General features: G+C 72.1%; 18 protein-coding genes. 9 read left to right on the top strand and 9 right to left on the bottom strand.

All coding sequences use genetic code 11. The features are described 5' to 3' along the window. Window positions 1–36: 36 nt before the first annotated feature. Window positions 37–810 carry a hypothetical protein gene (locus tag MED01_RS20155; RefSeq protein WP_238670102.1) on the bottom strand — a complete coding sequence of 258 codons (774 nt, stop codon included), beginning with the start codon at window positions 808–810 and terminating at the stop codon, window positions 37–39. Between the two features lie 336 nt (window positions 811–1,146). Between MED01_RS20155 and MED01_RS20150 the strand changes: the two genes are divergently transcribed. Further along, entirely contained in the window at window positions 1,147–1,956 is an 810-nt protein-coding gene (locus MED01_RS20150; protein WP_238670101.1) for a hypothetical protein, read from the top strand. A 17-nt stretch (window positions 1,957–1,973) separates the two neighbouring features. On the opposite strand, the gene MED01_RS20145 is transcribed toward MED01_RS20150, so the two are convergent. Continuing rightward, window positions 1,974–2,828, bottom strand: a complete 855-nt coding sequence (locus tag MED01_RS20145; RefSeq protein WP_238670100.1) for an alpha/beta hydrolase — start codon at window positions 2,826–2,828, stop codon at window positions 1,974–1,976. 281 nt (window positions 2,829–3,109) lie between these two features. Here MED01_RS20145 and MED01_RS20140 point away from each other — a divergent pair, with 281 nt between their 5' ends. Genes MED01_RS20140 through MED01_RS20125 form a run of 4 tightly spaced genes read left to right on the top strand, consistent with a single transcriptional unit; the run spans window position 3,110 to window position 6,598 of the window. Then, window positions 3,110–4,009, top strand: coding sequence for an ABC transporter ATP-binding protein (locus tag MED01_RS20140; RefSeq protein ID WP_238670099.1), 900 nt, complete (start codon window positions 3,110–3,112; stop codon window positions 4,007–4,009). A gap of 1 nt (window position 4,010) precedes the next feature. After that, complete coding sequence (locus MED01_RS20135; RefSeq protein ID WP_238670098.1) at window positions 4,011–4,811, top strand: ABC transporter permease; 801 nt, start codon at window positions 4,011–4,013, stop codon at window positions 4,809–4,811. 27 nt (window positions 4,812–4,838) lie between these two features. Further along, complete coding sequence (locus MED01_RS20130; RefSeq protein ID WP_238670097.1) at window positions 4,839–5,969, top strand: sensor histidine kinase; 1,131 nt, start codon at window positions 4,839–4,841, stop codon at window positions 5,967–5,969. Next, a complete protein-coding gene (locus tag MED01_RS20125) occupies window positions 5,966–6,598 on the top strand; it encodes a response regulator transcription factor (protein WP_238670096.1) in 633 nt (210 codons plus the stop codon). Before MED01_RS20130 ends, MED01_RS20125 begins: the two co-directional genes overlap by 4 nt. A 16-nt stretch (window positions 6,599–6,614) precedes the next feature. On the opposite strand, the gene MED01_RS20120 is transcribed toward MED01_RS20125, so the two are convergent. Further along, complete coding sequence (locus tag MED01_RS20120; protein ID WP_238670095.1) at window positions 6,615–7,526, bottom strand: L,D-transpeptidase; 912 nt, start codon at window positions 7,524–7,526, stop codon at window positions 6,615–6,617. 75 nt (window positions 7,527–7,601) lie between these two features. Continuing rightward, window positions 7,602–9,047 carry an alpha-amylase gene (locus MED01_RS20115; protein ID WP_238670094.1) on the bottom strand — a complete coding sequence of 482 codons (1,446 nt, stop codon included), beginning with the start codon at window positions 9,045–9,047 and terminating at the stop codon, window positions 7,602–7,604. A gap of 272 nt (window positions 9,048–9,319) precedes the next feature. On the opposite strand from MED01_RS20115, the gene MED01_RS20110 reads away from it, so the two are divergent. From MED01_RS20110 to MED01_RS20095, 4 genes are read left to right on the top strand one after another with little or no spacing between them, the layout of a single operon-like run. After that, window positions 9,320–10,966 carry a ferric reductase-like transmembrane domain-containing protein gene (locus MED01_RS20110; protein WP_238670093.1) on the top strand — a complete coding sequence of 549 codons (1,647 nt, stop codon included), beginning with the start codon at window positions 9,320–9,322 and terminating at the stop codon, window positions 10,964–10,966. Then, window positions 10,966–12,429 (top strand): NADH-quinone oxidoreductase subunit NuoF family protein, encoded by a 1,464-nt coding sequence (locus MED01_RS20105; protein ID WP_238670092.1) that lies wholly within the window; start codon window positions 10,966–10,968, stop codon window positions 12,427–12,429. Before MED01_RS20110 ends, MED01_RS20105 begins: the two co-directional genes overlap by 1 nt. Before the next feature lie 51 nt (window positions 12,430–12,480). Next, window positions 12,481–13,098 (top strand): TlpA family protein disulfide reductase, encoded by a 618-nt coding sequence (locus MED01_RS20100; protein WP_238670091.1) that lies wholly within the window; start codon window positions 12,481–12,483, stop codon window positions 13,096–13,098. After that, on the top strand, window positions 13,095–14,006 hold the full coding sequence (locus MED01_RS20095) for a cytochrome c biogenesis CcdA family protein (protein WP_238670090.1): 912 nt from the start codon (window positions 13,095–13,097) through the stop codon (window positions 14,004–14,006). The genes MED01_RS20100 and MED01_RS20095 overlap by 4 nt, the downstream gene beginning before the upstream one ends. Before the next feature lie 63 nt (window positions 14,007–14,069). Here MED01_RS20095 and serS read toward each other — a convergent pair whose 3' ends face one another. The 5 genes from serS to MED01_RS20070 all read right to left on the bottom strand — a co-directional run bounded on the left by serS (window position 14,070) and on the right by MED01_RS20070 (window position 19,391). Further along, window positions 14,070–15,353 carry a serine--tRNA ligase gene (serS, locus tag MED01_RS20090; protein WP_238670406.1) on the bottom strand — a complete coding sequence of 428 codons (1,284 nt, stop codon included), beginning with the start codon at window positions 15,351–15,353 and terminating at the stop codon, window positions 14,070–14,072. A 96-nt stretch (window positions 15,354–15,449) separates the two neighbouring features. Then, window positions 15,450–16,532 carry a DNA polymerase III subunit beta family protein gene (locus tag MED01_RS20085; RefSeq protein WP_238670089.1) on the bottom strand — a complete coding sequence of 361 codons (1,083 nt, stop codon included), beginning with the start codon at window positions 16,530–16,532 and terminating at the stop codon, window positions 15,450–15,452. A 25-nt stretch (window positions 16,533–16,557) separates the two neighbouring features. Continuing rightward, on the bottom strand, window positions 16,558–17,754 hold the full coding sequence (locus tag MED01_RS20080) for a saccharopine dehydrogenase family protein (RefSeq protein ID WP_238670088.1): 1,197 nt from the start codon (window positions 17,752–17,754) through the stop codon (window positions 16,558–16,560). 51 nt (window positions 17,755–17,805) lie between these two features. Next, the gene (locus MED01_RS20075; protein WP_238670087.1) at window positions 17,806–18,954 is read right to left on the bottom strand and encodes an alcohol dehydrogenase catalytic domain-containing protein; all 1,149 of its coding nucleotides are present in this window, start codon (window positions 18,952–18,954) and stop codon (window positions 17,806–17,808) included. After that, entirely contained in the window at window positions 18,951–19,391 is a 441-nt protein-coding gene (locus MED01_RS20070) for a hypothetical protein (protein ID WP_238670086.1), read from the bottom strand. The genes MED01_RS20075 and MED01_RS20070 overlap by 4 nt, the downstream gene beginning before the upstream one ends. Window positions 19,392–19,466 lie beyond the last annotated feature (75 nt).

Below are 19,466 nucleotides of genomic sequence, written 5' to 3'. Positions count from 1 at the left end.
TCGCCAATCCTGCGTACGACCCGACTACCGGCAATTTCAATCCGGTCTCCACGTGTTCGAAGCGTGGTTCAGGAGGGCCGTGGCCAGCAGTTGCCGTGATTCTTCTACGGAGCTCTTCGGTTGGTCACGTGCCCCGTGGTCGGATGTCTCCCACACGCTCCTCATCAGCCTTCGTACTTCTGGAATCGCATGCATGTGCTCAAACCAGACATCGGTCGCTCTGCTTACGCTTTTCGTTGAATAGCGCTGCTCGCGATCGCGCCATCCGAGTCTGTAGGCCCTGCCTTGAGAAAACGAGGAGACGCTCACTAGCCCGTCTTCCAGGTCGGCGATCTCCCTGCCGTCGCTGACGCTTCCACGAATGAAGGAGTGTTGGCTCAGCGACCGCTCCTCCCACATGGATCGCTCTGGGCCGATTGAAGCGACAGCGGTGTGCATTTTCACGCCTGGAAGAATTCCTCGCCATCCGAGCCACGGATCGTAGGTAGGCTGCCGAAATCCTACGAAACCATTAAAAGGGTCGTCCTGGTGAAAATCAGTCACGACGCAGTTGGTGTAGACGCCGAAGAGGAGGAGCGCCGGTGTATCGAAGACGTAGAAGACTGATCCCTGCTTGCGCCGCTCCTCGGCTGCGTCCCGAGCAGACGCCTGATTCAAGAACATCGCGGCGCTTCCCTGGTAGCTGCGGATCCACTTCGAGTGCCACGCGTTCCGACCCTCAAGGAGAAGGGTGACTCGCTTGGGCGCAATGCCCACGAGTACGTCGTGCTCGTCGCCATCCTCCGGCCACTGGTATGGGCTGATTCTCACCGCTCCTCCTCGACCGTGGATCATGACTTAGGCGTGGACGCGAATCGTACACCTCGGTAAGAGACTTTGTGCCTTGCGCATGGTCGGTTCGCTGGCCGTCCACGGCCGCAGGCATTCCACGTCCGGTTGCCACCGCCGCTGCGGTCGATCACGCAGTTGTGGTGCCTATTAGCTGACGATTTGCCATCTATCGTTGCCCACCACAACTCCATGATCGACGGATTATGGGAACGGAGGGCGGCGAATGGGGCCGGAGCTGAGTAGGGAGCGGGAGGGGGTGCCAACGAGCGTGATGACACGCGGGCATCAATATGCTTCAGAGTCATCACGCTCAAAGTGAACAGTGGCGTGGCGGTCTGCTGGCCGAGTTGGCGTCGCTGTCTGGGCAAACACGGCGAGGGGATGCCGACAGGCGGCATCCCCTCAACAAGTCGGCGTCAGTTGCCGAACGTCTCCCGCGCCCGGATCGAGCGCCTGGAACGGGGCTCCCGGACCGTCTTCTGGCTGCCCTACTTCCTCACCGACGAGCTGATGGGCAAGGTCGGCCAGCTCGCCAGGATCAACTACCTGCTGGGCAACGGCACCGGCGACCGGCTCAACTCGCTGGCCGCCGACTGGCCCCTCGCCGACCGGCAGCAGGGCCGGGTCTACCTCCAGCAGCGCCAGACCCAACTGCGCGGCACGCTGATCAGCGCCATGATGCAGGCGTACGGGTCGGCCACGTCGCGCGGCTCCGACGTGCAGGACGACACCATCGGGGTGTTCCACACCCTCGCCGAGGGCCTGCACGTCGGCGACCCCCGAGGCGGCACCCTCGCCGAGGCGTTCCACAACCTCACCGGCGAACTCCTCGCCTGGTCCTACCCGGGCCGTCCGGCCATGCCGGACGACGAGAAGCCCGTCACCCGTAGCGAGATGACCAAGATCCTGGAGTACGCCCGGCTGGCCGCCGCCGACCCCGCCCGCGGCGTCAGAGGTCAACGACAAGGCCCTGGACGGTCTCAAGTTCGGCGCCGCCCTGCCGAAACGGTTGGCCGCAGCCACACTGGCTGCGCGCCTGGCCGACCTAGAGGGCGCTGCCGTGGTGCTGGACGAACCCGTACGGTTCGTCATCGTCTAGTAGTGGATGCACTGGTTACTCAGTGAGTTTCGGCGATGGCGGGTCAGCGGCGGGGGGTTTCGCTGGCGATGGTCATCTCCCGGGGCAGGGCCGCCGCCCGTAGCGCCCAGTCCAGCGCGTAGTCGGCGATCTTCTCCCAGCCGTCCTGCCCGACGGTGAAGTGCGAGCGGCCGGGAAACTCCTCGTACGCGGTGAGGGCCCGGGACTTCTGGTAGAGCCCGGCGTTGGTGCGGACCACCGACGCCGGCACCACGTGGTCGGACCCGCCGGCCATCAGCAGCAGCGGCGCCCGGTCAATACGACCGACGTCGACCCGGGCCGGCGAGCGCGGGTCGAGGTTGGCGAACGCGCCCTCGAAGAAGACCCGCCCGGCGCCGGGGACGGCGTAGCGCCGCCAGGCCCGGTCGGAGTCCTCGCGGCTCATCGTGTTTCCGAAGGTGTAGGCGAAGTCGTCCGGGGTGAACGGGACGGCCTTGCCGCGGTTGGCGGGGCTGCGCAGGATGGGGAAGCCTGAGCGCAGTTGGCTCAGCGGCACCTTGAGCACGCCCTTCACCGCCGCGGGATGCACTCCCACCACCGCCGCGCCGAGTCCCCGGTCGGCGAGGACCTGGGCGAACAGGCCGCCGAACGAGTGCCCCATGATGATCGGCGGTCGGGGTAGTGCCCGGATGATCCGGTCGTAGTGCGCCACGATGGTGGCCATGCTCTGCTCCGCGATCGGGCCGGGGTCGTCGCGCAACTCCTCCACGGACCGGTCCATGCCGGGCCAGGCGGGGGCGATGACGTGCATGCCGCGCTCGGTGTACCGCTGGGCCCACCCCTCCCAGCTGCGGGGCGTCATCCAGAGCCCGTGGATCAGCACGACCGTGTCGACCTGACCCTGCGGCGTGGCACCCATCGCGTCCTCCCGGTGTCGCGGCGTCCGGCCGAGCGGTTACCCGCTGCCGCGCCGGGAATTCCTCCGCCGCTTGCTCGACACGGCGAAGCGCGCTCGGGCCGGACATGGCAGTGAGCGTGATGACTCAGGGACATCGTGATGACTCAGGGACATCACGCTCGTCGCGGTATTTGGTCGCGCGGAGGTCACTCTCCGTGACACCTGGCCCCTGACAAATGTCACGGCCGGGAGGTGACGGCCGCTCCGGGCATCGGGGTACGCGCCGCCGGAGCATCAGTGGCATGACCAGTACGCATCCGGCTGTCGAGTTGGACGGCCTCACCAAGCGCTTCGGCGCGGTCACCGCTGTCGACGGGTTGAGCCTACGGGTGCAGCCCGGCGAGGTGGTGGCCTTCCTCGGCCCGAACGGCGCGGGCAAGACCACCACCATCGACATGCTGCTCGGGCTGTCCCGCCCGGACACGGGCACCGTCCGCGTCCTCGGCGGCACGCCGGACGACGCGGTGGCCCGAGGCCGGGTCGCCGCCGTGCTCCAGACCGGCGGGCTGCTCAAGGACCTCACAGTGGGCGAGACGGTACGGATGACCGCCCACTTCTACCGGCACACCCGCCCGGCGGCGGAGGTGTTGGAGCGGGCCGGCATCACCGACATCGCCGACCGGGTGGTCGGGCGCTGCTCGGGCGGTCAGCAGCAACGACTGCGCTTCGCGCTGGCCCTGCTGCCCGACCCGGACCTGATGGTGCTCGACGAGCCGACCACCGGCATGGACGTCGAGGGTCGGCGGGACTTCTGGCAGGCCCTGCGCCGCGATGCCCGGCGTGGACGGACGGTCATCTTCGCCACCCACTACCTCGACGAGGCGGACGCCTACGCCGACCGGATCGTGCTGGTCCGGCAGGGGCGCATCGTCGCCGACGGCACCACAGCGGAGATCAAGAACCTGGCCGCCGGCCGTACCGTGCGGGCCACCCTGCCCGGCGCCGACCAGGCCGCGCTCGCCGCGCTGCCCGGGGTGGACGCCGTGGAGGTGCGCGGCGACAGCGTGCTGGTGCGGACCGGCGACTCGGACGCCGTCGCCCGGCACCTGCTGACCCGGACCGCCGCCCGGGACGTCGAGATCACCTCCCGCAACCTCGAGGACGCCTTCCTCGCCCTGACCACAGCGCAGACCGGAGCCTGAGATGACCACCTCCACCCCCACCCGCTCCGCTCTCATCGAGCCGGACCGTCGGCTGCCCGCGCTGGGCGGGTTCGCCCCCGGCGCCCTGCTCATCGAGCTGCGCCGGGTGCTGCGAAACCGCCGCACCCTCGCCTTCACGCTGATCATGCCGGGCGTCTTCTTCCTCATCTTCGGCCTGCCGCAGAGCGGGCAGTCACTGGACAACGGTCGACCGGTGACGGCGTACGTCATGATCAGCCTGGCCGTCTACGCGGCAATGGTGGCGACCACCAGCGTCGGTGGCGCGGTCGCCACCGAACGGGCGCTGGGCTGGAGCCGGCAACTGCGGCTCACCCCGCTCCGCCCGGCGGCGTACGTGGCGACCAAGCTGATCACCGCGATGAGCCTCGGTCTACTCGCGGTGGTCATCGAGTTCCTGGTGGGTGCCGTGGCCGGCGTCCGCGTCCCGGCGTACGTCTGGCTGTTGTCCGGGCTCGCCGCCTGGGTCGGCTCGCTGGTCTTCGCCGCGTTCGGTCTCTTCATCGGCTACCTGGCGCCGGCCGAGAACGTCATGCAGATCATCGGCCCCGTGCTGGCGGTGCTGGCCATGTTCGGCGGGCTGTTCGTTCCGGTCGAGGTCCTGCCGGACGTGCTCCAGCAGGTCGCGAAGTTCACCCCGGTGTACGGCATGGGCGTGCTGGCCCGCGCCCCACTGACCGGCGACGGGGTGAGCCTGGCGGCGGTAGCGAACCTCGTCGTCTGGGCGCTGCTCTTCGGCGTCGGCGCGGCCCGGCTGTTCCGCCGGGACACCGCGCGGGTCTGACCGGCCGCGACCGCTAGCGTGAACACGATGGACCTCTCGACCGGGCAGCCCTGGCCGGTGAGCCGCCACTGGCGGGTCACCGGCTGGCTGCTGGCCGCCGTCTGGCTGTTCTTCCTCAACGTGCCGCTCGCCACCGCGCTGCACCAGCCGGAGCTGTGGCGGCGGGTCCTCGGCGTGGTGGCCCTTGTCGTCTTCAGCGTCGGCTACGTGCTGCTGTTCCAGTGGGCCCGCAAGCTGCGCCAGTCGCTGGTGCCGATCCCGGTCGGCCGGGCGCGGGCCGGGCTGGCGCTGCTGCTCGCGGTGGGCCTGGCCAGCCTCCCGGGCACCGAGGGGGACTGGCTGGCCTGCCTGGTCTACGTGGCCGCGGCGGCGGTGTTCCTGCTGCCGCCGTGGGAGGCGTTGGCCGCCGTGGTGCTCTGCGCGGTGACCCCCGTGGTGGCGTCCTGGCTGGTGCCGGGGTGGGAGGCGGAGAACGGCATCGTCTTTGCGGTGCTGCTCGCCTCGTTCGCCATGTTCGGGGTGTCCCGGTTGGCCCAGCGCAACAGCGAACTCCGCGCCGCCCAACAGGAGATCGGTCGGCTCGCGGTCGCCGAGGAGCGGTCCCGCGCCGCCCGCGACCTGCACGACATCCTCGGGCACTCGCTGACCGTGGTGGCGATCAAGGCCGAATTGGCCGGGCGTCTGATCACTGTCGACAGGGAGCGGGCCGCCGCCGAGATCGCCGAGGTGGAGGCACTGGCCCGGGCCGCGCTGGCCGACGTACGACAGACGGTCGGGGCGTACCGCGAGGTCAGCCTGGCCGCCGAGCTGGCCGGAGCCCGCTCCGCGCTGGCCGCGGCGGGCATCGCCGCTGACGTGTCGGCCGAGGTGCCGGAGCTGCCGGAGGAGTGGGACCGGTTGTTCGGCTGGGCGGTACGGGAAGGAGTGACAAACGTGGTCCGGCACAGCGGGGCGCGGTGCTGCGCCATTCGGGTGCACGCGGATCGGGTCGAGATCAGTGACGACGGTCGTGGCCCGTCCACTCCCGACCCGAGCGGGCACGGGTTGGTGGGCCTGCGGGAGCGGGCGCGGCGGCTGGACGCTGTGGTGACCGTCGGCCGGCGGCCGGCGGGCGACGGTTTTCTGTTGCGGGTGCACGCGCCGGGGGAGGCCCGATGAGCGGCGGCTCCACGCCGATCCGGCTGTTGCTCGCCGACGACCAGGCGCTGGTCCGGGGTGCACTGGCCGCACTGCTGTCGCTGGAGGAGGACCTGACGGTGGTCGCCGAGGTCGGCCGGGGCGACGAGGTGGTGCCCGAGGCCCGACGCAGCGCTCCCGACGTCGCTCTGCTGGACGTGGAGATGCCCGGCCTGGACGGGATCGCCGCCACAGCGGCGTTGCGGGCCGCGCTGCCTACCTGCCGGGTGCTGGTGGTGACCACCTTCGGCCGACCCGGCTACCTGCGCCGGGCCATGGAGGCCGGTGCCAGCGGTTTCGTCGTCAAGGACACCCCGGCCCGGCAGCTCGCCGACGCGGTCCGCCGGGTGCACGCCGGCCTGCGGGTGGTCGACCCGACGCTGGCAGCGGAGACCCTGGCCGCCGGGGTCAGCCCGCTGACCGAGCGGGAGACCGAGGTGCTGCGGACCGCCCGGGGCGGTGGCAGCGTCGCCGATCTGGCCAGGGCGTTGCACCTCTCCGAGGGCACGGTACGCAACCACCTGTCCGCGGCGATCGGCAAGACCGGTGCCCGCAACCGGGCCGACGCGATCCGGGTCGCCGAGCAGAACGGCTGGCTGCTCGGCGAGTGACGGTGTGCGCCGGTGTTCAGGCGGTCGGCGGTGGGGTGGCCAGTTTGTCGACCACGACGACGCTGCTGCCGGGACGGACCTCGGCGAGCAGTTCCCGCTGACCGCTGCGGGTCAGCCGGATGCAGCCGTTCGTGGTGTTCTCGCCCAGCTCGCCGTCGTGGCTCCAGGTGTGCACCCCGATGTGCGCGCCGCGCAGCCCGGACGGCACCGACTCCGGGTCGTCGGGCACCGAACCGAGGGCGTAGATGTCCACCCCGCCGTAGACCTCCTCGGGCGGTGGGGTGCGGCCCAGGATGAAGGTCCGCCCCAGTGGAGTTTCCTGCCCCGACTGGCCGAGGCTGACCTCCCAGGAGCGCACCGCCTTGCCGGCCCGGTACCAGGTGAGCCGGTGGACAGCGCGTTCCACAACGATCTGGTCGCGCAGCGGCACCGTCTCGAACCCGCCCGGCGGCAGCCAGGCGAGCTGGCGGTTTGCCGAGGGCAGCAGAACGGCCGTCCAGCCGGCGCGTCGCTGGGCGATCGGCATGGTCAGTTCGACACCGCTGATGGTCGGTTCGAGGAAGGCGCGCGGGCGACCGCCGGGCGCGTCGTACGCGGCGATCCGGCTGGTCGGGTGCAGGCCGTCGGTCAGCGGTGTGACGTCCATGGTGAACGGATCGGCCGGGAAGCCTCCGGGCGCGGGGTCGTAGTCGACCACCGGCAGCCCGTCCGGGGCGGGTGCGGCCGGGGGGATCGGCTCCTCCGGGCTCTGCTCCACACTGCTCGGAGTGGGGTCGGCTATCACCACGTTGCGGTCGTCGGGGGCCGTCGAGCTGGGGGTGAGGGCCTGGCCGACCAGCAGCGCGGTCACCAGCAGCGCGGGTACGCCGATCGCGGCGGCCACCCAGACGCCCCGGCGACGGTACGGATTCTTTCGGTCAAACGGCACGAAACCACTCTATGGTGGCGAGTGCTCCGGGGCCCCCGGTTCGGCGAGACCCGCCGTCCGGGGGCCCCGGCCGAATCAGATTCGTGCGCCGATGTGGATGGCCACGGCGTCGTGCGCCGGCACGTTCGCCGCGAACCAGCCGCTACCGTCCACGGTGATCACCGGTCCGCTGCACGTGCCGTTCGCGTAGGTGCCGTGGATGACGTCGCAGTATCGACCGGCGGGCAGCCCCGTGTAGTAGGAACGGCCGTTCACCGCGGCGTCCTCGTCGTTGACGGTGAGGAAGCCCTTGCCGCTGCGGCTGAACGCGATGTGGTTGTTGCCGTTGTCGTACCAGTTGGCCACACCGGCACCCTCGGTGGCGTTGCGGAAGCCGACCATGTTGGCGATCACCGGCCAACGGTGTTCGCACTCCCAACCGGAGTAGCAGGTGGTGTTGAGCGTCTTGTTGGCGCCGTCCGACGGAGGGCCGGCGTCCCGGTTGCTGAAGGTGTAGCTGGACATGACGGTCGGGGAGCCGTACGGCCAGGCCAGCATGAAGGCGTTCGCCAGCGCGTAGATGCCCCGGTCGCGGTAGGTCAGCACCCCACCGGAGTCGCGTTGGGTGTCATGGTTGTCCACGAATACCGAAGCCGGGCCGGTGGGCAGGTGTCCCCAGCCCTCGCCGAAGTTGCGCAGGTACGCCAGCCGCTCGGAGCGGAACACCCGGGCCAGGTCCTTGCCGTAGCGGAACTCGTGCACGTCACCGTTGCCGGTGTACTCGGTCGGCTGCACCGGCTCGCCGGCGCCGTAGATGACCTCCTGCACGATGTACGCCGAGCGGGAGAGCTTGCCCCTGATCGCGGCGATGTCGGCGGCCGGCATGTGCTTGCTGGCGTCCATCCGGAAACCGTCGACGCCGAGCGAGAGCAGGTCGTTGAGGTACGAGGCGATCTTCGTGCGGACGTAGTCCGACTCGGTCCTCAGGTCCGAGAGGTTGACCAGCTCGCAGTTCTGCACCTCGTACCTGTCGTTGTAGTTGGCGATGTCGTCGCCGCCGCTGCGTCCACAGTGGTGGAAGTCCTGGGTCTGGTACATGCCCGGGTAGTCGTAGTGCGAGTAGGACGAGCCGGCCCAGCCGGTGCCGCCGTTGTCCTGACCGGACATGTGGTTGATCACCGCGTCGACGATCACCTTGACCCCGGCCGCGTGGCAGGTGTTCACCATCGACTGGAACTGGGCCCGGGTGCCCTTGCGGGACTCGATCCGATAGCTGACCGGCTGGTACGCCAACCACCACTGGTTGCCCCGCACGTGCTCCTGCGGGGGCGAGACCTGCACGTAGCCGTAACCCTTCGGGCCGAGGGTGCTCTGGCACTCACTGGCCACCGAGGGCCAGTTCCACTCGAAGAGCTGGACGATGACCTTCTTGCCGCCGGAGGGGGCGGCGACGGCCGGGGGTGTTGTCACGGCGGTGGGGACGAGCAGGCTGGCGATCAGGCCGAGGGCGAGGAGCGCCGAGCCGCGTCGACGTCGGTGCATGGGGACTCCTGACGGGAGCGGGGGGTGGTGGTGCGGTGGGGGAGTGCCGGCTTGCCGGAATCTTGCAAGCCTGGCTGAAATTTGCTGAAAGGTTACAAGCGTGTTGCAGCGACTGTCAATGCATGGACATTTGTCACTGTCCGGGTCGGTGGGTGAGGTGGGTACAACGCACGGCCCCGCCCCTCGGTTCGATTTCCGCCCAGAAATTTCCGTCGGCGGGTGATCCGCGCGCCCCGCCGGTCCGTACTGGATGGGGGAGCAGGGGTCGGCCGGTGGTACGCCGCCGCGAGACGATCGAGGAGCAGATGGCCCGGGCACAGCAGGACAAGAAGGCGGCGACGGTCCGGACCAGCGAGAGCAGTCGGGGGGTGCGCACCCCGTCACGGTCGGCGAGCGCCCTGCTGATCGCGTCGCTGCTCGCCGCGCTCTGGGCGGCGGTCATGCTGACCGGTACCGGCCAGAAGGCGTACGCGTACGGCTTCTTCTTCACCGAGTTCTTCGCCGGGGTGGTCTCCCTGGTGGCGTTGAGCCTCACCGTGATGCTCGGCCTGCTCGCCACCGACCGGCTGGTGCTGCGCATCCCGCACCGGGTGCTGATGCAGTCGGCGCACCGGGCCACCGGCGTGCTGGGCGTGGCCGGGCTCGGCTTCCACGTCCTCACCAAGATTGCCACCGGGCGGGCGGCGGCGACCGACGCGCTGGTGCCGTTCGTCGGCGGCCGAGGGCTCTACGTCGGGCTCGGCACTGTGGCCGCGCTGCTGATGGTCAGCGTGATCTGGACCGGCATCATCCGGGCCCGCTTCGCCGGCGTCGGTCCGAAGTGGCTGTGGCGCACGTTGCACTCCACCGCCTACGTGGCCTGGCCGTTCGCCATCGTGCACGGCCTCAACGCCGGTCGGGCCGCAGCGCCCTGGGTGATGTTCAGCTACCTGGGCTGCATCCTGCTGGTGGTGCTGGCCCTGCTGGTCCGGTTCTCGGTCAGCATCGGTCGGCGCAGCCGCGAGCAGCACCAGGCAGCGGTGCGCAACGCGGTGATGGTCGGCCGGGCCGAGGAGGCGAAGACCGCCAGATCGCTGCTGGCCGGGTTGGGTCGGCGCAGCAAGGCCGCCGACAAGCGTCCCGCCTGGGCGGACACCACCACCGCCACCTGGGCCGCGCCTGCCGCGCGACGGGACCCCGAACGGTTCACCGTCCCGGTGGTGCCCGAGCCCGGTTCGCTCGTCGAGCCGACCCGGCCCAGCCGACGTCGGCGGGAGGAGGAGCCGGCAGCCCGCCGCGACACCGAACGGTCCTCGCGCAGCCGGCGTGCCGAGGAGAGCACCACCAGCCGATCGGCCCGCCGCAGCGTGGAGGACACCGGCACCCGCCGACGCGACGAGGAGGAGTTGGAGCCGGTGACCCGGCGGCGCGGCTCCCGCACCCGCGACGAGGCAGTGCCGACCGGCCGGCGACGCGCCGACGAGCAGACCTCTGAGCGGTCCCGTCGCCGGTCCCGCAGCGAGGACGACGGCAGCCGTTACTCGGCGCCGCCGCAGCCGACCCTCGACGAGGCCGAGGAGCCGTGGGACAGCCCGCGCCGGTGGCAGGCCGCCGAGCCGATCTCCGCCAGCCCGGTCTCCGCCGAGCCGATCTCCGCCGGCCCGGTCTCCAGCAGCCCGATCTCGTCGGCGCCGCGCAGCGGCAGCGGCCGGCACAGCGCCGACGGCGATCTGCCCGAGGAGCCGGACTACTGGCGTCCGCCGGCCCGGTACGTGCCGGACGAGGTGGCGCCGCCCGTCGACGACACCCCGACCCTCGTCGACCTGGCGTCCCGCCGCGCCAAGCGGGCAGCCGGCGAGGGCAAGTCCAAGCGCCGCAAGGCCAGCGCCGACGCGGTGGACGGGGCGTACTGGGCCGGGCTGCGGGGTGAGGCGAAGTGATGCGGACCGCCGTGCCGCCTGTCGCCTGTGTGGGTGAGCCCCGGCTCACCGCCGGCTTCGCCGAGTACGGCCGACTCGACCTGCGCGCGCACGAGGAGGTGCACGGACCGATCGGCCCGATGGAGCCCGCGCAGCTGCTCCAGCTCGCCGAGGGCATGCAGCTCAAGGGCAAGGGCGGGGCGGGGTTCCCGTTCGCCCGCAAGATGCGCGCGGTGCTGGAGTCCTGCGAGCGGCAGGACCTCGCCGCCGTGGTGGTCGTCAACGCCACCGAGGGGGAGCCGGCCAGCTGGAAGGACAAGGTGCTGCTGACCCGCGCCCCGCACCTGATCCTGGACGGGGCGGCGCTGGCCGCGTACGCCCTGGACGCCGACGAGATCGTGATCGGCGTGGCGGACGACGGGGTTGGCCGGGACTCGCTGATGGATGCGCTCGACGAGCGCCGGATGCCGGTGCAGACGACGATCGTCACGGTGCCGCACCGGTTCATCTCCGGTGAGGGCGGCGCACTCGTCAACGGCATTAACGGGCTGCCGCACATCCCGCCGGGCACCAAGAAACGCTCCAGCGACTCGGGAGTCAGCGGCCTGCCCACCCTGCTGTCCAACGCCGAGACGTTCGCGCAGCTCGCCATCGGTGCCCGACTGGGCCCGTACGAGTACGCGGCGCTCGGCACCGACGACGAGCCGGGGACCGTGCTGCTCACGGTGACCGGCGCGGCGGGCCGACCGGCGGTGGTCGAGTGCACAGCCGGTATGCCGCTGCGCGACGTCCTCGATCTCTGCGAGGTGCCGGACGTCCAGGGCATCCTGATGGGCGGCTACCACGGCAAGTGGATCACCCCGGAGGCGGCGGAGAAGGCCGAGGTCTCCCGCAAGGGGCTGGCCGCCGTCGGCGGCACTCTCGGCGCGGGCATCATCGTCCCGCTCGGTGTCGACACCTGCCCGCTCGGTGAGGCCGCCCAGGTGGTGCGCTACCTGGCCGGCGAGTCCGCCGGCCAGTGCGGGCCGTGCAAGATGGGCCTGCCGGACCTGGCCCGCGCGGTGGACCTGGCCGTCGCCGGCAGCCAACCGGCGGACGTGGTGCGCGCCGCCGCCGGCGAGGTGCGGGGCCGGGGCGCGTGCAGCCACCCCGACGGCACCGCCCGGTTCGCGCTCTCCGCGATCGAGGTCTTCGCCGATGACCTGCGGCTGCACAGCACCGGCGACGGCTGTGGCCGACGGGTCAAGGGCGTGATGGGGCTGCCGGGAGCACCCGACGCGAACCCGCAGAAGCTCACCCTGGACTGGTCCCGCTGCGATGGGCACGGTCTCTGCGCGCACGTCGTACCGGACTTCATCCGGCTCGACGCGAACGGATACCCCGCCTTCCCGGCCACCCCCGTGCCGACCTGGCTGCGCGAGGGCGCGCTGAAGGCGGTCAAGGTCTGCCCGGAGCTGGCTCTCCGACTCGCCAAGGCCGAATAGCGAAGCGTCAGGCCCAGCAGGGGTCCCTTCCGGACCGGAACGGAGAAGCGGATGCGGATCAGCAGGGCGTGGGCAGGGGTCGGGCGGCTTCGCGGTGCCGCCACCGTCGGCGTGCTAGTGGTGGCCCTGTTCGGCGGTGCCGCCTGTACCGGGACCGCGCCGGGTGGGCCCGCCGCCGCCGGATCGGCCCCGGCCTCGACCGGCGCCGAGCCCACGCCGAGCGACGCGACGACCGACGGACCACCTGCCGCCCCGGCGCAGGTCCCGGACGTGCTGCGCTTCACCGGGACCACGCTCGGTGGGGCCGTGTTCGACGCGGCACAGCTCGCCGGCAAACCGGTGGTGTTGTGGTTCTGGGCGCCGTGGTGCGCCACCTGCGCCAGCCAGGCCTGGACGGTGGCCGAGATCGAACCCCGGTACCGGGACACCGTGCCGATCATCGGCGTCGCCGGGCTGGGCGAGCGGAAGGCCATGAAGGAGTTCGTCACCGAGTTCGACCTCGGCGCAGCGCCGCAGATCGCGGACACCACTGGCGCGCTCTGGAAGCGGTTCAAGGTGACCGAGCAGAGCATCTTCGTGATCATCGACCGGAACGGCGCTGTCGTCCACCACGGCTTCCTCGACGGTGAGGCGCTCACCGCCAAGGTCGCCGCACTGGCCGGGGCGTGACCGCCACACTGCTGCTCGCGCTGACCGCCGGCATGCTCGGCGCTGTCAACCCGTGCGGCTTCGCGTTGCTGCCCGCGTACCTCTCGCTGTTGGTCGCCGGGAAGTCGGACACCCGCGGCGCGGTCGGCCGCGCGCTCACCGCGGCGGCCGGGCTGACAGTGGGGTACGTGCTGGTGTTCGGCGCGTTCGGCCTGGCGCTCGCGCCGCTGGCCGGCTGGTTGCGACCCCGGCTGCCGTGGCTGACAGTGGCGCTCGGCGTGCTGCTGGTGGTGGCCGGCTGCTGGTTGCTCGCCGGTCGGCGGCTGCCCGCCCCCGGCTGGTCCGCGCGGGCGCCCCGGCTGACCCGGTCCTGGCCGTCGATGGCGCTCTTCGGCGCGGTGTACGCGCTGGCGTCGCTCGGCTGCGCCATCGCGCCGTTCCTGGCCATCGTGGTGACCAGCCTCCAGGCCGGCTCGACCGGTCGGGGGTTGGCGCTGTTCGGCGCGTACGCCCTCGGGATGGGTCTGGTGGTAGCTGTCGCCGCGCTCGGGGTGGCGCTGCTGCGCGACGGCCTGGTGGCCCGGCTGCGCGTCGTCGGCGCGCTGGTGCCCCGCCTCAGTGGCCTGGTGCTGCTGGTCGCCGGCGGTTACGTCGCCTGGTACGGCTGGTACGAGCTACGCCTGGCCGCCGGCCGCCGCGACGCCCTCCAGGACCCGGTCATCCGAGCAGCGTCCCAGCTACAACACACACTGGCCACCGCCCTAGACACCATCGGCCCAGCCCTGCTCGTAGCCGCCCTGGCAGCCCTGCTGCTAACAGCAACCCTGACCCACCCCCGCCGCCCCCGCCCCCGCCCTCGCCCCCACCCCCGCCCCCGCCCTGTTGATCATGAAGTTATTGCCACGACACGCCGAGGCGAGGGGCAATAACTTCATGATCAACAGGGCGGGGGTGGGGTGAGGTGGGTGAGGTGGGGTGGGGTAGGGGCCCGGTCAGCGGGGGGTCAGGCGGTCGGTGCCCAGGCGGTCCTGGAGGACCTTGGGGATCAGGACACTGCCGTCGGCCTGCTGGTTCTGCTCCAGGATCGCCGGGAAGAGCCGGCTCGTTGCCAGCGCCGAGCCGTTGAGGGTGTGCACGAAGCGGGTCTGCTTGCCGCCCGGCTCGCGGTAACGGATGGCCGCCCGACGAGCCTGGTAGTCGCCGGCCCAGGAGACCGACGACACCTCCTTGTACTTGCCGGTGCTCGGCATCCACACCTCGATGTCGAGGGTCTTCTTCATCGAGGCGCTGGCGTCACCGGCCGAGAGCAACGTGCGCTGGTAGTGCAGACCCAGCCCTTCGACCAGGCTCTCGGCGTGGGCGAGCATCTCCTCCAGCGCCGCGTCGGCCTGCTCGGGCAGGGTGAACTGGAAGATCTCCACCTTGTTGAACTGGTGCCCCCGCACCGTGCCGCGCTCGTCCGAGTGCGAACCGGCCGACTCCCGCCGGTAACACGGGGTGTACGCGAACGCCTTCAGCGGCAGCTTCGGGGTCTCCAGGATCTCGTCCTGGTACGCGCCGAGGATCGCCGTCTCCGACGTGGGCAGCAGGAACTGGCCACGCGGGGCGGACGCCGAGTCCAGGTGGTAGACGTCGTCGTAGAACTTGGGGAACTGCCCGGCGGCGAAGCCGGCCGAGTCCAGCAGCAGGTGCGGCGGGAGCAGGAACTCGTAACCGGCCCTGATGTGCTGGTCGACGAAGTAGTTGAGCAGTGCCCACTCCAGCCGCGCGCCGACCCCGGTGTAGATCCAGAAACCGGACCCACCGAGCTTGACCCCACGCTCGTAGTCGACCAGGCCCAACGCGCGGCTCAGCTCCACATGGTCGCGGACCTTCTCGATAACCGGCGGCTCGCCGAAGGTCTTCACCACCCGGTTGGCTTCCTTGCCACCGGCCACGACGTCGTCGCTGGGCAGGTTGGGCAGCTCACTCATCGCGTCGCGCAGCCGGGCCTGCACCTCGTCCAGCTGGGACTCCAGCTCGGCGAGCTGCTTACGCTCCGCCTCCGGCGCGGCGGCCTGCGGCTCCTCGCCGGCCCGCTTCGCCTGCGCGTACGCCCGGGCCTCGGCCTTGCGGCGCTGCCGCTCGGCGTCGATCTCCGTGATCAGGGCGCGGCGTTCCTGGTCGAGCCGCTGGATCTCGTCCAGGGCACGGGTGACCTCGGCGGGATCCAGACGCTTCGCCAGCGCGGTCGCCACCGCCTCGCGATCCTTCCGGATCAACTCCATGTCGAGCATGCTGCTCCGTACGCCTCCGTCCGGGGTCACAGGTGAACCACCAGATGCTACCGTCGCGGGCTTTTCCTCCCGGGACGGGGAGTGCTGGCCGCCGGCTCAGAGCCGGATCGGCATGAGCACCGAGTAGGTGTCCGCGTCGTCCGGTCGGCGTACGGCCAGCGGTGCGATCGGCCCATCCAGCTCAAGCACCAGTTGCGAAGCGCCGGCCGCGTTCAGCGCGTCCAGCAGGTAACGACCGTCAACCCCGACCCGCAGCGCGTCGGTGCCCGGGTCACCGGCGGGAAGCAGCCGCAGCCCGCCCTGGTCGTCGACGCCGAGCACTGTGACCTCCCGGGTCGTGCCGTCGTGGTCGAGGGCGACTGTGGGGGCCGCAGGGTCGGCCAGCGCGGCGCGTAGCGCGGCCACGTCCACCGGGATCCGGCGCGCTGTCGGCCGCTCACCGACGGACTTGCGCAGCAGCCGGTGGTAGTCCGGGAAGTCGTACGGCAGCGCGGCGCCGGCCACAGTGCGCTCGGCCACCCGCACCCGCAGGTCCGCGCCCGCCACCGTCAGCCGTACCGGCCAGGTGTCGGCGGTGTCGAGCAGCGGCCGGAGCTGGTCGACGAGGGCCACCGGCACGAACACCCGCACCGGCGGCCCGTCGACGTCGGCCCCGGCCCGAGCCAGCGCGAGCCGGTACCGGTCGGTGGCGACGAGCCGGACGCCGTCGGCCTCCACGTCGAACAGCACGCCGGCGAGCATCGGCAACTCCCTGTCGACGCCGACGGCGAAACGCACCGCGTCGAGCGCGGCGGCCAGGGCGGCGGGGGCGACCAGGAGTGTGGTGGCGGTCGGCGGGGCCGGGTCGACCAGGGCGCGAAGCCGGTCGACCTCGCGGCGGGCGTCGCTGAGCCCGTCAGCCAGCCGGCGCAGGTGCGCGTCGAGCAGTTTGTGCACCACTGCCGGCTCGGCGCGTACCGCGGCGGCGATCTCCGGCACCGGCATGCCGATCCGACGCAGCCCGGCCACCAGCCGGGCCGGGGCGATCTGCCCCTCGGTGTACCAACGGTAGCCGGTCACCGGGTCGACGAGGGTCGGCTCCAGCACCCCCGCCGAGTCGTAGAAGCGCAGTGCGCTGACGGTCAGGCCGCTGGCCCGGGCCAGCTCGCCGATGCTGTGCAGGTCGCTCACGCTGGGCATCCTGCCCCCTCGACCCGGTCGAGGGTCAAGCCGCGGGCTCCCGCGTCTCCTGCGTGAGCACCCGGAAGGTGAGGCCGGCCCGGACGAGCCGGTCGAGCAGCGCGTCACCCATCGCGGCGACCGGGGTGAGCTGGCCGGAGATTGACGGCAGCTCGTCGAGCGCCAGGCACAGCGCCGACTCGGCCAGCATCTTCGCCGTCTCGTCGTAGCCGGGGTCACCGCCGGCGACCTCGGTGACCACCCGCTGCCCGCCGCCGGTGCCGACGAACCGGACCCGGAACCAGGACGACGCTCGCTGCTGGGCGGTGGGCCCCTGCCCGGACGCGAGCCGGCCGAGCAGCCAACGTCGGCTGGGCGGCAGCTTCACCAGCCCGATCAGCGCGCCGAGCCCGGCCGCGCCGGCCAGCACCGTGGGCAGCCGCTTCACTGCGGCGAAGTGCCGGTAGCGGAAGTCCGGGCCGTACTCCGGGCGGGCCGCGGCCGAGCGGCGGACCACCTGCGGGTCGATGGTCGGCAGCGGCACCGTCCAGATGCCCAGCTCCGCCGAGCGGGCCAGCCGGCCGGGCACCGCCCGGACCCGCCGGTCGGTGGGGCGCGGCTCGACCGCCCGGCGGTCCCGGGCGGCCCGGCTGGCCTGCCCGGTACGGGAGAACGCGGTGAGCGCCGAGTGGTAGGTGCCGGCGGAGAACCGGCCGCCGGCGCGCACGTACCCGTCGACGGTGATCGGGACGTCGGCGGGCAACTGCTTGACTGTGAACCAGACGCCCAGGTCGTGCGGGACGGAGTCGAAGCCGCAGGCGTGCACCAGCCGCGCGCCGGTGCGTGTCGCCTCGGCGTGGTGACGTACGTACATGAGGTCGACGAACTCCGGCTCGCCGGTGATGTCCAGGTAGTCGGTGCCGGCCCGGGCGCAGGCCGCGACCAGCGGCTCCCCGTGGTGGATGTACGGGCCGACAGTGCTGGCCACCACCCGGGCGCTCCGGGCCACCGACCGCAGGGAGTCGGCGTCGGTCACGTCGGCGGTGAGCAGCGGCAGGTCGGCCAGGCTCGGGTCGATCGCGGCGAGCCGGTCCCGTACGGCGGCGAGGCGCTGCGGGTTGCGCCCGGCCAACGCCCAGCGCAGCTCGGCAGGCGCGTGTCGGGCCAGGTATTCAGCGGTCAGGCCGCCGGTGAACCCGGTCGCTCCGAACAACACCACGTCGTACGTTCGCTCCACGGCCATCCCCGGAGTCTGCCATCCACCGCCGACGATGACGTGATCACCAGTGGGCAGTCAGGGCGTGAACACCGCCCGTACGCAACCGTCGGCCCGGTCCCGGAACAGCGCGTACCCCTCGGGGCCCTGCGCCAACGGCAGCCGGTGGGTGGCCAGGTGTTCGGTCCGCAGCTCGCCGCGGGCCATCCGGTCCAGCAGCATCGGCACGTCCCGCAGATCCGGCCGACCGGCGCCGCGCAGCGTGAGCCGCCGTTCGGTCAGCGCGCCCAGCGGGAACGCGTCGACGAACCCGTCCGTCCCGCCGAGCACCACCACCACCCCGCTCTTGCGACACGCGTGCACCGCCTCCCGCAGCGCGTCCGGCCGGTCGGCGTGCTGGCCACCGAACCGGTCGGCCCTCGACCGGGCCGGCGGCGTGCCGACCGCCACCACGCACACGTCAGGCCCGCGCCCACCGCTACGGTCGCGCAGTTCGGCCGCGACGTCGGTGCGGCGGTAGTCGAGCGGCTCGGCGTCGGAGTGCCGCTCGGCCATCCGCAACCGCTCCTCGTGCCGGTCCACCACCAGCACCCGGGCGGCGCCGCGCAGCACCGCCGCCCGGGCGGTCACCTGGCCCACCGCCCCGGCGCCCCAGATCGCCACCACATCGCCCTGGCGTACCGCACCCAACTCGGCGGCGAGCCACCCGGTCGGCGCCACGTCCGCCGCGAACACCGCCCGGACGTCGTCGACGGCGTCCGGCACCCGGAAGGCGCTCACGTCGGCGTACGGCACCCGCACGTACTCGGCGTGGCCGCCAGCGAAACCGCCCGCCGCGCGGGGCCGGCCGAAACAGCCGGCGTCGGAGCGGACCCAGTCGGGGTCGGCGCTGGGCAGGTCGGCATGGGCGTTGTCGCAGCAGGAGTGCAGGCCCTGGCGGCAGTACCAGCAGCCGCCGCAGGCCACGCTCGCGCCGACCACCACCCGATCGCCGGCGCGGTGTCGGCGGACCCCGGGGCCGGCCTCCACCACCTCGCCCAGGAACTCCGCACCGAGCACGTCGCCGGGCCGCAGCAGCGGGTGCCGGCCGGCCAGCAGCGGCAGATCACCCCCGCCGGTGGCGCTGCGCCGAACCCGGACGATGACGTCACGCTCGTTGCGCAGCTCCGGGTCGGGGACCTCGCGTACGGCCAGCTCGCCGGCTGCCACCCAACAGAGCGCTCTCACCCGTGGACCTCGGGGCGGTCCAGCGCGGACCGGTCCGCGCGGAGCACCTCACCGGCCTCCGCCCGCTGCTTGATCTGGCGCAGGGTGCGGCGGACCAGCAGACCCGGGTCGTCGCCGACCAGATGCGCGGCCAGCCCGGTGGGCGGGGTGACGCCGGCCAACGGTCGGGCGGCCAGCTCGGTGCCCCGGTCACCGGGCGCCGGGCGCACCCGCACCTCGACCGCCCCGTCGAGGCGACGCAGCGGCTCCGGCCAGCGGCCCTCCGGCAGCACCTGCTCCGCCGGCCGGTCGACCGTCACCACCTCCCACCGGGCCGGCGCGGCAGCGTCGCCGTCCGCGCCGGGCCGGGCACCCCGACGGGGTACGCGCAGCAGGCGCGCCGCCCCGGCCAGCGCCGCCCCGCCGAGGGCGGGTCCCGCCCGCGCCAGCCGTCCCATCGGTACCACCCGTCCTCCCGGTTCACGTCCCCCGATCGTCTGTCGCACCCGGGTGAAGCGCGCTCGCCCGGAAGG

The sequence above is a fragment of the Micromonospora alfalfae genome, assembly GCF_022230925.1.
Classification (GTDB): domain Bacteria; phylum Actinomycetota; class Actinomycetes; order Mycobacteriales; family Micromonosporaceae; genus Micromonospora; species Micromonospora alfalfae.
Note: the sequence above shows the minus strand (reverse complement) of the source record. Positions and strands in the feature narration are given on the sequence as shown.

Bases quoted from the DNA above. Each gene is read 5' to 3' on its own strand.
- MED01_RS20145 (WP_238670100.1), bottom strand. From the start codon at position 2,828: ATGGGTGCCACGCCGCAGGGTCAGGTCGACACGGTCGTGCTGATCCAC.
- MED01_RS20140 (WP_238670099.1), top strand. From the start codon at position 3,110: ATGACCAGTACGCATCCGGCTGTCGAGTTGGACGGCCTCACCAAGCGC.
- MED01_RS20135 (WP_238670098.1), top strand. From the start codon at position 4,011: ATGACCACCTCCACCCCCACCCGCTCCGCTCTCATCGAGCCGGACCGT.
- MED01_RS20130 (WP_238670097.1), top strand. From the start codon at position 4,839: ATGGACCTCTCGACCGGGCAGCCCTGGCCGGTGAGCCGCCACTGGCGG.
- MED01_RS20125 (WP_238670096.1), top strand. From the start codon at position 5,966: ATGAGCGGCGGCTCCACGCCGATCCGGCTGTTGCTCGCCGACGACCAG.
- MED01_RS20115 (WP_238670094.1), bottom strand. From the start codon at position 9,047: ATGCACCGACGTCGACGCGGCTCGGCGCTCCTCGCCCTCGGCCTGATC.
- MED01_RS20105 (WP_238670092.1), top strand. From the start codon at position 10,966: ATGCGGACCGCCGTGCCGCCTGTCGCCTGTGTGGGTGAGCCCCGGCTC.
- MED01_RS20100 (WP_238670091.1), top strand. From the start codon at position 12,481: ATGCGGATCAGCAGGGCGTGGGCAGGGGTCGGGCGGCTTCGCGGTGCC.
- serS (WP_238670406.1), bottom strand. From the start codon at position 15,353: ATGCTCGACATGGAGTTGATCCGGAAGGATCGCGAGGCGGTGGCGACC.
- MED01_RS20085 (WP_238670089.1), bottom strand. From the start codon at position 16,532: ATGCCCAGCGTGAGCGACCTGCACAGCATCGGCGAGCTGGCCCGGGCC.
- MED01_RS20080 (WP_238670088.1), bottom strand. From the start codon at position 17,754: ATGGCCGTGGAGCGAACGTACGACGTGGTGTTGTTCGGAGCGACCGGG.
- MED01_RS20070 (WP_238670086.1), bottom strand. From the start codon at position 19,391: ATGGGACGGCTGGCGCGGGCGGGACCCGCCCTCGGCGGGGCGGCGCTG.